The sequence below is a fragment of the Zunongwangia sp. genome (assembly GCF_048269745.1).
Lineage (GTDB): Bacteria > Bacteroidota > Bacteroidia > Flavobacteriales > Flavobacteriaceae > Zunongwangia.
Genome location: NZ_JBLXIB010000002.1, coordinates 124,655 through 140,206, shown reverse-complemented (window position 1 = coordinate 140,206; position 15,552 = coordinate 124,655). Strand labels below are relative to the sequence as shown.

General features: G+C 33.8%; 14 protein-coding genes. 8 read left to right on the top strand and 6 right to left on the bottom strand.

Going from position 1 to position 15,552, the window contains the following annotated elements:
* The first annotated feature begins 3 nt into the window (after window positions 1-3).
* The 6 genes from ACN0WI_RS03395 (at window position 4) to queG (ending at window position 7,739) form a co-directional block, all read left to right on the top strand.
* Window positions 4-1,389 carry a quinol:cytochrome C oxidoreductase gene (locus ACN0WI_RS03395; RefSeq protein ID WP_417885214.1) on the top strand — a complete coding sequence of 462 codons (1,386 nt, stop codon included), beginning with the start codon at window positions 4-6 and terminating at the stop codon, window positions 1,387-1,389.
* A gap of 36 nt (window positions 1,390-1,425) precedes the next feature.
* Complete coding sequence (locus ACN0WI_RS03390; RefSeq protein WP_417885213.1) at window positions 1,426-2,460, top strand: cytochrome c oxidase subunit II; 1,035 nt, start codon at window positions 1,426-1,428, stop codon at window positions 2,458-2,460.
* A 42-nt stretch (window positions 2,461-2,502) separates the two neighbouring features.
* The gene (locus tag ACN0WI_RS03385; RefSeq protein ID WP_417885212.1) at window positions 2,503-4,320 is read left to right on the top strand and encodes a cytochrome c oxidase subunit I; all 1,818 of its coding nucleotides are present in this window, start codon (window positions 2,503-2,505) and stop codon (window positions 4,318-4,320) included.
* 103 nt (window positions 4,321-4,423) lie between these two features.
* Window positions 4,424-5,446: a Holliday junction branch migration DNA helicase RuvB gene (ruvB, locus tag ACN0WI_RS03380; protein ID WP_417885211.1), complete on the top strand. Its 1,023-nt coding sequence runs from the start codon at window positions 4,424-4,426 to the stop codon at window positions 5,444-5,446.
* Between the two features lie 41 nt (window positions 5,447-5,487).
* Complete coding sequence (locus ACN0WI_RS03375) at window positions 5,488-6,810, top strand: cytochrome P450 (protein ID WP_417885210.1); 1,323 nt, start codon at window positions 5,488-5,490, stop codon at window positions 6,808-6,810.
* Entirely contained in the window at window positions 6,810-7,739 is a 930-nt protein-coding gene (queG, locus tag ACN0WI_RS03370; protein ID WP_417885209.1) for a tRNA epoxyqueuosine(34) reductase QueG, read from the top strand. Before ACN0WI_RS03375 ends, queG begins: the two co-directional genes overlap by 1 nt.
* Window positions 7,740-7,793: 54 nt before the next feature.
* On the opposite strand, the gene ACN0WI_RS03365 is transcribed toward queG, so the two are convergent.
* The 6 genes from ACN0WI_RS03365 to ACN0WI_RS03340 form a co-directional block, all read right to left on the bottom strand.
* On the bottom strand, window positions 7,794-8,678 hold the full coding sequence (locus ACN0WI_RS03365; RefSeq protein WP_417885208.1) for a DUF5777 family beta-barrel protein: 885 nt from the start codon (window positions 8,676-8,678) through the stop codon (window positions 7,794-7,796).
* Window positions 8,679-8,692: 14 nt separating this feature from the next.
* The gene (locus ACN0WI_RS03360) at window positions 8,693-9,250 is read right to left on the bottom strand and encodes a YceI family protein (RefSeq protein WP_417885207.1); all 558 of its coding nucleotides are present in this window, start codon (window positions 9,248-9,250) and stop codon (window positions 8,693-8,695) included.
* On the bottom strand, window positions 9,240-9,692 hold the full coding sequence (locus tag ACN0WI_RS03355) for an OB-fold protein (protein WP_417885206.1): 453 nt from the start codon (window positions 9,690-9,692) through the stop codon (window positions 9,240-9,242). Before ACN0WI_RS03355 ends, ACN0WI_RS03360 begins: the two co-directional genes overlap by 11 nt.
* Before the next feature lie 3 nt (window positions 9,693-9,695).
* A complete protein-coding gene (locus tag ACN0WI_RS03350) occupies window positions 9,696-10,064 on the bottom strand; it encodes a hypothetical protein (RefSeq protein ID WP_417885205.1) in 369 nt (122 codons plus the stop codon).
* A 34-nt stretch (window positions 10,065-10,098) separates the two neighbouring features.
* Window positions 10,099-10,968, bottom strand: a complete 870-nt coding sequence (locus tag ACN0WI_RS03345; RefSeq protein WP_417885204.1) for a hypothetical protein — start codon at window positions 10,966-10,968, stop codon at window positions 10,099-10,101.
* Window positions 10,969-11,251: 283 nt separating this feature from the next.
* Window positions 11,252-12,352 (bottom strand): LytR/AlgR family response regulator transcription factor, encoded by a 1,101-nt coding sequence (locus ACN0WI_RS03340; RefSeq protein WP_417885203.1) that lies wholly within the window; start codon window positions 12,350-12,352, stop codon window positions 11,252-11,254.
* Window positions 12,353-12,581: 229 nt separating this feature from the next.
* Between ACN0WI_RS03340 and ACN0WI_RS03335 the strand changes: the two genes are divergently transcribed.
* Both ACN0WI_RS03335 and ruvA read left to right on the top strand, forming a co-directional pair.
* The gene (locus ACN0WI_RS03335) at window positions 12,582-14,861 is read left to right on the top strand and encodes an NADP-dependent malic enzyme (RefSeq protein ID WP_417885202.1); all 2,280 of its coding nucleotides are present in this window, start codon (window positions 12,582-12,584) and stop codon (window positions 14,859-14,861) included.
* A gap of 92 nt (window positions 14,862-14,953) precedes the next feature.
* A complete protein-coding gene (gene ruvA / locus ACN0WI_RS03330; RefSeq protein ID WP_417885201.1) occupies window positions 14,954-15,538 on the top strand; it encodes a Holliday junction branch migration protein RuvA in 585 nt (194 codons plus the stop codon).
* Window positions 15,539-15,552: the final 14 nt, after the last annotated feature.

Genomic DNA, 15,552 nt, shown 5'->3' with positions numbered 1-15,552 from the left:
AATATGTATACGTTTTCCAGCAAATTAAAATTAACTGCAATTATTCTTATAATTGTTGGTGCCGTTGGCTTGATATACGGATTTATTTCTGTTCCTTCTAACCAAGAAGAACTTAAAGAAATATTAGCCGCAGAAGCTCATGGTTCTCATGATGAAAGTCATGAAGATGCCGCAGTGATGCAGTCAGAAAATCATGAGGCAGATTCTCATGAAGCTATTCAACATAGTGAGGTTTCTCATGAATCTAATAGCGAGCATCCTGAATCAGTGCATTCAGAAGAAGGACATCACGAATCCCATATGGAGCATGTGTTGCATCAATTTCAAACAAAACCTTGGTCTGCACTATTTGTATCAGCATTTTTCTTTTTCATGATAGCGTTAGGGGCTATGGTTTTTTATGCAATTCAGAATGTTGCTCAAGCAGGATGGTCTCCAGTATTGTTTAGAGTAATTGAAGGTATAACTGCTTACTTACTTCCTGGATCCATAATTGTAGTATTAATTGTTTTGCTTGCAGGAACTCATTTCTATCCATGGCAAAATCATGAATTAGTCGCTGAAGATAAAATTCTACAAGCTAAATCTGGATATTTAAACTTTCCTTTCTTTTTAATTAGAGCTATTATATATCTAATAGGTTGGAATGTTTATAGATTTTTTATGAGAAAAACATCTTTAGATCAAGATTCAGACACAGGAATCGGGTCTTATAGAAAACTTTATAAAGGTTCTATCGTTTTCCTTGTGTTTTTTGTATTAACAGAGGCTATGATGGGATGGGACTGGTTTATGAGTATGACACCGCACTGGTATAGTACATTATTCTCATGGTATATTTTTGCTAGTTTATTTGTATCAGCAATTACTGTGATTTCACTAGTAACTATTTTCTTAAAGAAATTAGGCCATTTAGAATTTGTAAATGATAGTCACTTACACGACTTGTCGAAATTTATGTTTGCATTTAGTATTTTCTGGACTTACTTATGGTTTAGTCAATTCCTATTGATTTGGTATGCTAATATCCCGGAAGAAGCTGCATATTTTGTAATGAGAATTGGAGAATACAAACTACTTTTCTTTGGAATGCTATTATTAAACTTTATATTCCCTATTCTAATGTTAATTAATAGTGATTATAAACGTATTCCTTGGTTTGTAGTTATGGCTGGTGTAATGATTTTAGTAGGACATTATGTAGATATATTCTTATTAGTAATGCCTTCCACCGTAGGACCACATTGGTCTTTTGGAATAACAGAAATTTGTAGTATATTATTTTTCTTAGGATTGTTTATTTTCTTTGTAGGTACTGGGCTAGCAAAAGCACCTTTACATCCAAAAGGAAACCCATTCCTTAAAGAAAGCGAAAATTACCATTACTAATATAAAAGATTGATTGTTTAAAGAAGACTTTATAAAATGACCGTATTTTTAGTAATTATAGTATTAGCACTTCTTGCTGTAACGGGTTGGCAAATCTCCAAAATTTTTCACCTATCCAATACACCAGATGCAGATACTTCACAGGTAGCTAATAACCAAGATAACCAAAATCAAGGTAAATTAATGCTTGGTTTTGCTGCTTTCATATATCTTTTAATGATATATTGTTTCTGGGAGTATAGTGGTGTACTTTTACCAGAGGCAGCTTCAGAACATGGATCTAAGTATGATAATTTAATGCTTATATCTATCCTTTTAATTATGTTCGTTCAGATAGTCACTCAAGCATTATTGCATTATTTTGCATATAAGTATCGTGGAGCTAAAGGAAAGAAGGCTTTATTTTACGCAGATAATGATAAGCTAGAATTTATTTGGACAATTATTCCCGTAATTACTCTTGCTGGTTTAATAATTTACGGTCTATTTACATGGACTGATATTATGAGCATAAATGAAGATGAAGATCCTATCGTAATTGAACTTTATGCACAACAGTTTAGTTGGACTGCACGCTATGCGGGAGAAGATAACACATTAGGTAAAGCAAATGTTCGTTTTATAGAAGGAACAAATGTACTGGGTGTTAAAGAGGAAGATTCATATGCACAAGATGATAAAATTGTTAGAGAACTTCACTTGCCAGTTAATAAACCGGTATTATTTAAATTGAGATCTCAAGATGTGCTTCACTCAGCATATTTTCCTCACTTTAGAGCTCAGATGAATGTTGTTCCTGGTATGATTACTCAATTTGGTTTTACACCAACTGTAACTACCGCTGAAATGAGAAACGAAGATGATATTGTGGATAAAGTAAGCCATATAAATGAATTAAGAAAAGAAAATGGAGATGATGAATATCAATTCGATTACTTCTTACTTTGTAATAAAATATGTGGACAAGCACACTACAATATGCAAATGAAGGTTATAGTGGAATCTCAAGAGGATTATGAAAAATGGTTAGCTGAACAGCAAACATTTGGTGAATCGCTAGCTCAGAACTAAGAATTTAACGTACAGAATTTAAATAAAAGTATTAAGTAAGATATGTCAGCAGTAGTAAACGCGTCAACTCACGATCACGTAGATCACGGGCATCATCACAAGCAAAATTTTATATCGAAGTATGTATTTAGCTTCGATCATAAAATGATAGCCAAGCAATACCTTATTACCGGTTTATTAATGGGTATTATTGGTATTGGGATGTCTATACTTTTTAGATTACAATTGGCTTGGCCAGAAGAATCATTTAAAGTATTCGAAATTTTCTTAGGTAAATGGGCTCCTGATGGTGTAATGACACCTAATATTTATCTTGCTTTGGTTACTATACATGGTACCATTATGGTATTCTTTGTGCTTACAGCAGGATTAAGCGGTACATTTAGTAACTTACTAATACCACTTCAAATTGGAGCTAGAGATATGGCTTCTGGTTTGATGAATATGTTGTCTTACTGGCTGTTTTTTGTTGCATGTATAATCATGTTAAGCTCTCTTTTTGTAGAAGCAGGTCCCGCATCTTCTGGTTGGACAATTTATCCACCATTAAGTGCATTACCGCAAGCTATTGGAGGTTCTGGAACAGGGATGACGCTTTGGTTAGTATCTATGGCATTATTTATTGCTTCTCAGCTTTTAGGAGGTATAAATTATATTGTTACAGTAATTAACCTTAGAACTAAAGGAATGTCTATGACCAGACTTCCACTAACTATCTGGGCATTTTTTGTAACTGCTATTTTAGGATTAGTATCTTTCCCAGTTTTACTAGCAGCAGCATTATTATTAATAATGGATAGAAGTTTCGGAACTTCATTTTATTTAAGCGATATATTCATTAATGGAGAAGTACTTAGCCACCACGGTGGTTCACCAGTACTTTTTGAACACTTATTTTGGTTCTTAGGTCACCCTGAGGTTTATATTGTAATTTTACCTGCTTTAGGTATTACTTCAGAAATTGTAGCAACAAATTCAAGAAAACCAATTTTTGGATATCGTGCAATGATTGCTTCAATTCTTGCAATTGGATTTTTATCAACTATTGTTTGGGGGCACCATATGTTTGTATCTGGTATGAATCCTTTCTTAGGATCTGTATTTACATTTACAACATTACTTATTGCAATTCCATCTGCAGTAAAAGCATTTAACTATATTACCACTTTATGGAAGGGTAATCTTCAAATGAATCCTGGAATGTTATTTTCTATAGGTTTAGTATCAACCTTCATTACAGGTGGATTAACTGGTATTATTTTAGGGGATTCAACTTTAGATATTAACGTACATGATACTTATTTCGTAATTGCCCACTTTCACTTAGTAATGGGTATATCTGCATTGTACGGATTATTTGCGGGTGTATATCACTGGTATCCAAAAATGTTTGGACGTATGATGAGTAAGAAATTGGGTTATGTACACTTTTGGGTAACTGCAGTTGGAGCATACGGAGTTTTCTTCCCAATGCACTTCTTGGGTATGGCAGGTCTACCTAGACGTTACTATACAAACACAGCTTTTCCTTATTTTGATGATTTAGCTGATATAAATGTTTTAGTTACTATTTGTGCTATCATTACTGCAGCAGTTCAATTAGTATTTATTTACAACTTTTTCCATTCAATGTTTTATGGTAAGAAAGCAAAACAAAACCCTTGGAAATCTAATACTTTAGAGTGGACTACACCAGTAGAGCATGTCCATGGTAACTGGCCAGGAGAACTTCCTGTAGTTTATCGTTGGCCTTACGATTATAGTAAAACTAATCAAGATGGTGAATATGTTATTAAGGGGCAAGATTTTGTTCCGCAGACTGTTCCTGTCCAAGATGGTGAAGAAGATTTACAGCATTAATAAAATAGATTCTATTTTTCATAAAAGCCTTTTCTTTATAGAAGAGGCTTTTTTATTTTATATTTGTTGAAGCCTGAATTAAAGGAGCTAATTTATTTGCAGTATGAACGAGAATTTGGATGCTAATGGTGATAACTTTTCTTCGGAAGAGTTTGATATTGAAAGGGCTTTAAGACCCTTAAGTTTTGAAGATTTTACAGGTCAAGAACAGGTTTTAGATAACTTGATGATTTTTGTAAAGGCAGCTAATTTAAGAGGAGAAGCTTTAGATCATACCTTATTACATGGTCCTCCTGGTTTAGGGAAAACTACTTTAGCTCATATTCTTGCTAACGAACTTCAGGTAGGATTAAAAGTGACTTCAGGTCCTGTACTAGATAAGCCTGGAGATTTAGCAGGACTTTTAACTAACCTTGAAGAACGAGATATACTTTTTATAGATGAAATCCATCGATTAAGCCCTATTGTAGAAGAATATCTTTATTCCGCAATGGAAGATTATCGAATTGATATTATGATTGAATCAGGGCCTAATGCCCGTACCGTTCAATTAAATTTGAATCCGTTTACACTTATTGGAGCTACAACTCGCTCTGGTTTGCTAACAGCGCCTATGCGTGCTCGTTTTGGTATTTCCAGTAGGCTTCAATATTATTCAACTGAACTATTATCTGATATTGTACAGCGTAGTGCAAAAATTTTAAACGTTGCAATTAGTATGGAAGCAGCAATTGAAATTGCAGGTAGAAGTAGGGGAACACCCCGTATAGCTAATGCTCTTCTGCGTAGAGTTCGAGATTTTGCACAAATAAAAGGTAATGGCAAAATAGATATGGCAATTTCTACTTATGCTTTAAAAGCTTTAAATGTAGATGAACACGGGTTAGATGAGATGGATAATAAGATTTTAGAAACTATTATCGATAAGTTTAAAGGTGGGCCGGTTGGTATTACTACTCTAGCTACTGCAGTAAGTGAAAATGCGGAGACCATTGAAGAAGTTTATGAACCTTTTTTAATACAACAAGGTTTTATTTATAGAACTCCACGAGGAAGAGAAGTGACTGATGCGGCTTATAAACATTTAGGAAAAACACGAGGTACTAAACAAGGTGGTTTATTTTAAGTTTCGATAAAATTCTGTATTATTTTTGATGATTTTGATTTATGAAGAAAGAGATTCCACAGGTTTCAACCTTAACGTTTTTAAAAAACGCCACAAGGATTTTAAAAAATCCACTGCCATTTCATCATGAAAATTTTCAAAAGCATGGTGATATTTTTAGGTTAAATGTCGGACCGAAAAAGTCGGTTATTTTTTGCCGCGATGCTGATTTTGCACAATATGTACTTCAGAAGAATCAAAAGAATTACATCAAATCTGAAATTCAGACCAAAGATCTTGTAAAATATGTAGGGCACGGATTGTTAACTTCAAACGGAGAACATTGGCAAAAACAACGTAAACTAATCCAGCCTGCATTTCATAAAAAACATATAGCTAATTTACTAGATACGGTTTTAGAAGCAATTCGAGTGGAGTATTCCAAACTTCCAATTGGCCAACGTATAGATATTTTTCCTGTTTTTAATGATCTTGCTTTTCAAACCGTAGTGAAATCTTTATTTAGTTCAGCTGCAAATCAAGAAGAAATTAATCGCTTGCAATATGTCACTGAAGCTAATCAAAAAATGCTGGTTAAAGAACTACGGCAGCCTTATAAAAGCTTATGGTTTAAGATAAGCGGAGAATTGAAGCATCATTTAAAATTGAGTGAGGAATCTAGAGAAATTTTAAGGAAAATCGTTCATCAGCGAAAAGCTAATCCTAAGCGTTTTGATGATCTTCTGGATATGTTATTAGGTGCAAGGTATGATGATGGTGAACCAATGGGAGAGGAGCAGCTAATCGATGAAATTTTGATTCTTTTTGTCGCAGGACATGAGACTACATCAAACTCACTTAGTTTTACCACGCAACTATTAGCTCACCATCCACAAATTCAAGATAAAATTTATAAAGAGGTGAAGACTGCTTCAGATAATTCTGAAGGTTTAATGGAATTTCTTCAGCAATGTCCTCTCACCCAAAATGTGATTTTGGAAAGTATGCGATTGTATCCTCCGGCTTATTTTATGGATCGAGTGAATTTGGAAGAAGATGAATTTAAAGGATTCAAATTCGATAAAAAATCAGATCTTTTATTTTCATTCTATGAAATTCATCGCAGTGAAAAGCATTGGGAAAATCCGGATGAATTTAATCCCGATCGTTTTGCTTCAGAAAAGAATCCTCCGGCCTATTTTCCTTTTGGTGCCGGACCAAGAAAATGTATTGGAAGTAATTTTGCAATGTATGAGATGATCTTGGCAGTTTCTGAATTAATTTTAAACTATAAAATTCTACCGGTAAAAAAAGAGATTGAGATCTTACCACTGATCACTCTAAAACCCAAAAATGCTTACGTGGAATTTAAGAAAAGAACTTAATGGTTGCAGGAAACAAAGCAAGTTACACTAATCTTATTAAAGAGGAAGCGAAGCGCCTTGGCTTTATGTCCTGCGGGATTAGCAAAGCTGAGTTTTTAGAAGAAGAAGCACCACGTTTAGAAGATTGGTTAAACAAAAATAGAAATGGGGAAATGCGCTATATGGAAAACCATTTCGATAAACGTTTAGACCCTACTTTATTGGTGCCTGGTGCAAAAAGTGTGGTTTCGATGTTATTGAATTACTATCCGAAGGAAACGCAGCGAGACGATTCTTATAAAATTTCTAAGTATGCTTACGGAAGAGATTATCACTTTGTGATTAAAGAAAAGCTAAAAGACTTGTTAGCTTTTATTCGGGAACATATAGGTGAAGTAGATGGGCGTGCTTTTGTAGATTCGGCTCCGGTTTTAGATAAAGCCTGGGCAGCTAAAAGTGGTTTGGGTTGGATAGGAAAGCACAGTAATTTACTCACTAAGCAAGTAGGATCGTTTTATTTTATAGCTGAATTAATTATAGATCTAGAGTTAGATTATGATACTCCGGTAACCGATCATTGTGGTTCCTGCACTGCTTGCATAGATGCATGTCCAACACAGGCCATTGTAGAGCCCTATAAGGTAGATGGGAGTAAATGTATTAGTTATTATACCATCGAGCTTAAGAATGAAATTCCGTTGGCTGCGCAAGAAAATTTGGACGACTGGATGTTTGGTTGTGATATTTGCCAGGATGTTTGCCCTTGGAATCGGTTTTCTAAACCACACAACGAACCACTCTTTAATCCGAATCCAGAAATTCTTTCTTATTCAAAGAAAGATTGGAAAGAATTAACTCAAGATGTTTTTTCTGAAATATTTAGAAAATCGGCAGTTAAACGAACAAAATATTCAGGTTTGCTGCGGAATATTAAAGCTGTTTCACAATAGATAAACAGGACTTTTACCCTTTGATTATAAAAGCCCTGTTTGAAATGTAAAGAGCTATTTTCGGTTTTTGTGACTTACCTGAAAAGCTCTTGAAATATTAAAACCTAAATGAATATCGCCTTTAAAAAAACTATCGGTAGTTTCAGTAATAAAAGAATTTTCAACCATAGTAATGGCATTCGAGAGCATAATCTGGAAAACATGCCCACCAGTTTCTATATCTACACTTACCGCAAATGAATTTTTAGTATTGATAGACTTTAACGGATTCATGGTGTAAAAATATTCTGCATTAAAAGATACGCGGTTACTTAACTTCATACGCGCTCCTGTTCCTATTGCAAAAATATCATGTGGGTCTTGACTTTTCTGAACGCTGTTTTTATGAATATAAGTTGGGGTGAGTTGCAACGAGAATTCATCACTAAACTTTCTGGCAATTAATACCTGTGAGGTATAATAGAGTCTGTCACTAAAATCAGGTTTTTTATCGGGCGCATAATTTTTTATGGTTTTTCGAGCAATGCTCCCAAACAAAGAAATACTTATCGGTGTAGGTTGCAATCCGGTAGTTTGTTTTAATAATCGATATTTGACAAAACCATCTAAGGTTTTTTCAAAAGAACTTCTACCCAAACCTAAGGTTAAATCATCAATTAGTGCATATTCTAAAGCAAACCTAATGTTAGATTCATCTAGACCAAATAGCTGGTCTACGCCATCGTTAATACGCCCGAATCGATGCGAGATTAAGAATTCTAGAACGCCTTGTTTTCTATTTTCTATAGAATGGCCATTAATTATTCGAGTGCCTTTGAATGTAGAACTAACTGGTGTAGTTTCTACAGGAGTTTCATCTTCTAATATCGACATCAAGTTTTGAGCAGATGCAGTTATCGGAAAAATTAAGAAAGGAAGAATGTAAAGTATTTTCTTCATGATTATAAGTACATTTAATTATAAGGCTGATGAATGAATTGGAAAGAAGTTTCAACTTCATCTGAAATATTATTTCGAACCACAGCAGGAACTTTTATATCGTAGTCTTTAATATTGATAATGAATTTGCCTTTTAAACTGACTTCTTTTTCACTTTTAGTAAAGATGCTTTCTATAGTCATGGTTTTTTTAACTCCATGAATAGTCATTTCTCCGGTTATTTTAGCAAGACTTTCTTCTCCTGAAAGAAGTTCTTTTAAATTTTTAATAGTACCTGAGAATTTGGCTTTTGGGTATTTGTCTGATTCTACATAATTTTCATTGAAATGTTCTTGCATAAGTGCTTTTTCAAAAACGAAAGATTTCATAAGCACATTAATAGCTATTTCTCCAGATTCTAAATCTATAATGCTTAAAACCTGATTGTTCTCTGCTTTAATATCTTCAACAAACGTGTGTGAGAAAAAGGATACTTTTCCGTTCTTGGTAAGAAACTTTTGTCCGAAAAATGAAGTAGTATTCATTAAACAAAAGAATAGTAGTAATGTGAATGCTGTTGTTTTATTTATCATGATTTGAGGGGATAATAGAGGAGTCTATTAGTACGACGTCTAATAAAAAACCGGTACAAATTCCTTTAATTTTAATTTTTTGCCCTATTTTTAATTGTAGGCTTGCTTTGTTACTGCTAGGGTTTAAATTACAGGTTACGCTGGCAGAAGAGTCGGGATATCCAACCGACAATATTTGAACGCCATTAGAAGAATCTATCTTCTGCAAAATTCCTTCTACGGCTATTAATTTATCTAAATAATTTGTGTTAGCTTGGTCTTCATTGTTGGTGAAATCATCTATTAATTCCTTGGCACTTATAGAAATATTTGGTTTTTCAAGTATTACATTTCTATGCGGTTTATTAAACATTTGGATACCTATGGTTACTACCAATAGCAATAAAATACCTAAGATGATTGCAATAGAATACCCTATTTTTTTTCTTTTTTTTAGACTCATGCTTTAGTTTATTTTAGCGCCATTGTCTACCCAGCAGGCAATGGTTTTAATTTGCTCATCGGTAAGTCTTCCGTTTAACGGCATCGTTCTGTTTTGAGTTACGGCTTTTATAGTCCCAGCATTGTTTTGTAATACAGTTAAATTTTCAAAATTTAGTGGGTGTACTGTTCCATTATGGCATTTTATGCAAGAATTGGTAATAATGGGCTGTATGCTTTCTTGAAAGGAGATCTCCGGATTACAATCCGGAGAATCTATAATTGCTGTATCATCATCAATAACGTTGGTTTCACAAGCATTTAGAAAAAACAAAACAGCTAAGAAACTTAGATAAAGAATTTCTTTACAACCTATTTTACTAGCTAATTTCATGGTGGAATTATTTAATGTGAAATAAAACAGTTATTTAGTTTTTGGGAGCTTCTATACTATTATTGTTTACAATAGGCCATATGCCAGGAACCGGAACACTTACACCCTTATTATCTCCTTTTGTTGAATCTCCTCCGAAGTAGTATAAAGGCCATCCTTTATAAGTAAGTTGTTCACTTTTGTTGTGTACCGATATGGTATTAAAATCGGAACGGTTTAAAATACTAGGAACATTTTCTGGGTTTATGTTGAAGATTGGCCAAGCGGCATCGTTGGATAAATCTTCAGAGGTGTACGTGTTTGTGTCTTTTTTATCTGGGGAAAAAGCATAAAGTGTATTTCCAGCATTATCGGTAAGGTACTTTGTAAGTCCTTCTCCTTCTACATATTCATTATCACTATTAATGATGTAATTTTTACCATCTGCACCCACCAATTGAGAATTAACAAACATTAGTGAATAATCTGGTTTTGCTACATACCAAATTTCTCCTACACCATCACCTTTTATATCGCCGGTTTGGGTATCGTTGACATAATAGTACAAAGGCCATCCTTTATAGGTAGTTTGTTTTTTACCGTCGGGACGCGTAATCGTAGCGAAATCACTTGTGTCTAAATCATCATCTGTTTTTATAGTTTCTTGATAAAAAACCGGCCATGCAGATAAACAACCCGAGGTACAGGTAGAATTGTCTTTTGCGTCATTCGAAAAGAAATAAAGCGTTTTTCCCGATTCATCGGTTAAAATATCTCCAAATGTACCAGTGTTGGTTAAGGTGACATTTGCTGAAGTTTTTTGTTCTGTTTCAGAGTTGGTAATAGTTTCAGAAGCATTATCGTCGCTACTACAAGATTGGATGAATAAAGCTGCGAAAGCCAAAATAAAAATCGATTTTTTCATTGTTTACAATTTTTTAGTATTGAGCCACAAATAAAATTTAGTTTTCTGTTTTTTAGGTTATTAAAGTTTGTTAGTGGGAAGAAATAAGCTTTAAAAGGGAATTTTTTAGCTTGAATGAAATGAGGTGTTTAGTGAGAGCAGGGTATTTTCTTAGAAAAGAAGATCAATTTTTTTCGATTTTGGAAATTGCTAATTCCTGAAATTTCACAAAAAAACACCTCACAATTTCAATAAAAAATGTGAGGTGTTTTTGAATACACATATTCAATTATAATAAAGTTGTCTATGCTATTGGTTCTCCTCTAAGCCATTTTTTAAATAGCGAAGCTTTATGTTTGCTAATGAGTATATCAACAGGAGATTTGGGCTGCATTTCTATTTTTAGTTGGTTGTTTCCGTATTTATATATTTTATCAATCGCGTTAATATTCAATATAAATCTTCGGTTTGCTCTAAAGAAGTGTTGGCTGCTTAAGTCGGAATAGATTTCTTCTAAACTATTGTTGCTGTTATATACTTTCCCATTGTTACAGCAAATGTAAGTAATGGTATTTTCCATATAAATAAAAGCAATTTCTTTAGGATCAATCGAAACAATCTGGTCTTTTATATAGGTTAGAATTCGCTTTCTAGAGGCGGGTTTACTGTCTTTACTCTTTTTCTCAATCTCTTTTTGTTTTTGCTGTTGCAAAATTAAATTTTGATTAAGTTCAGATAGGCTTAAAAGTTTTTTAGAAAGTCCTTTGTTTTCTTTCTCAATTTTTTTCTCATAACTTCCATTAATTAGACGTACCATAAATAGCGATATAGTGACAATGAGATTACCCGAAATACTACAAATTATGGTAAAATTCAACTTCAAATTACCAATTTGTGCTTTTAATTTATCGAGGTTGGCATGAGCCGCAATAATCCAATCAGTGCCTTTAATGGGGTATAGGTAGATAATTTCAGAATAATCATTTTCTAACACATTTTGATCTTTGGTAAGAAGGCTGTAAAGCTCATAAATTTTGGGCTCTTTATTTATAGGTTGAATTAGTGATTTTTCAGTATAAATCTTTTCTCCAATTTTGTGCGGGTCAGGATGACAGATTTCTTTACCAGACCAATCAATCATACAGATATAGCCTGACTGTGAATTGCTACGCTCGATGGTTTTTTGCAGATTTTGAATAACAATATCATGCTCAATACCATTCTCTAACTGAAATTTTAATAGAGAAGATATTTCTTGAGCTTCCCGTTTACTTGCCTCAACCTGATTTTTTAAAAAATTTTCAGAAGTATATTCGATTAAATAATAAATACTGAAATAACTCATCACAAAAGTTATAGTCGTTAAGCTCAAGAAAGTGAAAATGTAGACTTTGTCTTTCTTCATCTGTATGTTTGAAATTAATTTTAGCGTGTTCAAACTTAAAGAAGAAGCCGTTTAGTAATCCTATTCAGAAATACTAAAAATAGATGGTATTATAAGTTTATTTTATTCACAAATACTCACATAATAAGTATATTTATCTTTTATAGCTTTATAATCGTATGAAAAGGGAAAAAATTCAGTTACCTTTTCAACTAGTTGCACTAATTTTAATTGAGAAACCTATACAATAATGAGTAAAGAAAATAAGCGGCAGGAGGCTTTAGCCTATCATTCCGAGCCTACTCCGGGTAAAATTGCGGTAGTTCCTACTAAAAAATATTCGTCACAACGAGATTTGTCTTTAGCCTACTCTCCAGGAGTAGCGGTACCTTGTCTTGAAATAGAAAAGGATAAAGAGAATGCATATAAGTATACAGCTAAAGGAAATTTAGTAGGTGTAATTAGTAATGGTACAGCAGTTTTAGGTCTTGGAGATATCGGTCCGGAAGCTTCTAAACCTGTAATGGAAGGGAAGGGCTTGCTTTTTAAAATCTTTGCTGATATTGATGTTTTCGATATAGAGGTAGATACCAAGGATGTTGATAAATTTATCGATACCGTAAAAAATATAGCACCGACCTTTGGAGGTATTAACTTGGAAGATATAAAAGCCCCTGAAGCCTTTGAAATTGAGAAACGCTTAAAAGAAGAGCTCGATATTCCGGTAATGCACGATGATCAGCACGGTACAGCGATTATTTCGGCAGCGGCATTATTAAATGCAGTTGAACTGTCTGATAAAAAAATGGAAGACGTAAAAATTGTAGTGAGTGGGGCGGGAGCAGCAGCAGTTTCGTGTACAAAACTTTATAAAGCTTTTGGAGTAAAATCTGAAAATATAGTAATGTGCGATAGTAAGGGAGTTATTAGAAAAGATCGTACTAATCTTACAGAACAAAAACTAGAGTTTGCTACAAGTAGAGATTTAGATACTTTAGAAGATGCACTTGAAAATGCAGATGTTTTTATAGGACTATCAATAGCTAATATTTTAACTCCAAAAATGCTAAAATCTATGGCTGATCGGCCTATTGTTTTTGCAATGGCAAATCCAGATCCGGAGATGGAATACGATTTGGCAATGAAAACAAGAGACGATGTAATTATGGCAACTGGCCGGAGTGACCATCCTAATCAGGTAAACAATGTATTAGGATTTCCATTTATTTTTAGAGGAGCTCTGGATGTAAGAGCTACCAAAATAAATGAGGAGATGAAAATGGCAGCGGTAAAAGCATTAGCCGAACTAGCTAAAGAACCGGTACCTGAACAAGTAAATGTAGTTTACGAAGAAACTAAACTTAATTTCGGTCCAGAATATATTATACCCAAACCTTTTGATCCTCGGTTAATTTCTAAAGTTCCGCCTGCTGTTGCTAAAGCTGCTATGGATAGTGGAGTTGCTAGGGAAGGTATTACCGATTGGGATGCTTACGAAGATGCATTGCTAGAGCGAATGGGTAACGATAATAAAATAGTTCGCTTATTAATAGAGCGAGCTAAAAATAACCCAAAACGTGTTGTCTATACAGAAGCCGATCAATTAGATGTTTTGAAAACAGCACAAATTGTTTTTGAAGAAGGTATAGCTATTCCTATTCTTTTAGGAAATAAAACAATTATACAGGAATTGATGCAGGAAATTGGGTTTACAGGAGATGTTGAAATTATAGATCCAAAATCTGATGATGAGGAAGACAAATTAGGAAAATATGCGAAGGCTTATTGGCAATCTCGAAAACGAAAAGGTATTACTCTTTACGATGCAGAGCGATTAATGAGAGAACGTAATTATTTTGCTGCGATGATGGTGAACGAAGGAGATGCAGATGCATTAGTGTCTGGGTATTCTAGAGCCTATCCTTCGGTAGTAAAACCAATGCTTCAGCTTATAGGGACTGCAAAAGGAGTAAGTAAAGTAGCAGCTGTAAATGTGATGAATTCTAGTAGAGGTCCATTGTTTATTGGAGATACTTCTATTAACATCGACCCTTCTGCTACCGATTTGGCTAAAATTTCTTTATTAACAGCACGAGTGGTTAAACTATTTGGGTTGAAACCTGTAATGGCTATGTTATCATATGCTAATTTCGGATCTTCTAATCATCCTCAAGCAAAAAAAGTGAAAGAGGCTGTAGCTTATTTGCATGAAAATCACCCAGATTTGTTAGTAGATGGTGAATTGCAAAGTGATTTTGCTTTGAATAAAGAGATGCTAACCAAAAAGTTCCCTTTTTCAAAATTAGCAGGTGAAAAGGTGAATACATTAATTTATCCAAATTTAGATTCAGCTAATAGTGCTTATAAATTAGTTAAAGAATTAAATGACACAGGTTCTATAGGGCCTATTATGGTAGGAATGCGAAAACCAGTACACGTATTACAACTAGGCGCAAGTGTTGAAGAAATGGTGAATATGACGGCAGTAGCTGTTGTAGATGCACAACAGCAAGAAAAAAAAGAAGAATAAATTATTTAACATTTTTGAAGACTAAGGAGGGGAGCGAATGTTTTCCTCCTTAGTTTATTTTAGTACATTTGGACTTTAACTTTTTGTTACCAATGATTCATCACTTAAAAGGTAAACTAGTAGAGAAAAAGCCTACTTTTATTGTAGTAGAATGTAATGGAGTAGGATATTTTGTTCATATTTCTTTACATACTTTTTCACAAATAAAAGATGAAGAAGCGGTTTTTGTTTATACACATTTGCAAGTTCGGGAAGATGCGCAAACACTTTTTGGCTTTAAAGAAAAATCGGAACGCGAAATATTTAGGCTGCTTATTTCCGTAAATGGTATAGGGGCGAGTATAGCTAGAACTATGTTGTCATCTCTGGACCCTATTCAAATTAGAGATGCTATAGCAACTTCAGATGTACAAACAATTCAGAGTATAAAAGGAATTGGTGCTAAAACAGCACAGCGTGTAATTTTAGACCTAAAGGATAAGATAATTAAGATTTTTGATATTGATGATGTTTCTTCAATTACCCAAGATAATACGGTGAAAGAAGAAACCTTAGCAGCTTTAGAAACGCTTGGTTATGCAAGGAAACAGTCTGGTAAAGTTTTAGATAAAATTCTTAAAGACACAGAAGACCCTACTGTAGAGATATTGATTAAATTGGCCTTAAAAAAATTGTAGAGAATTGAAGAATA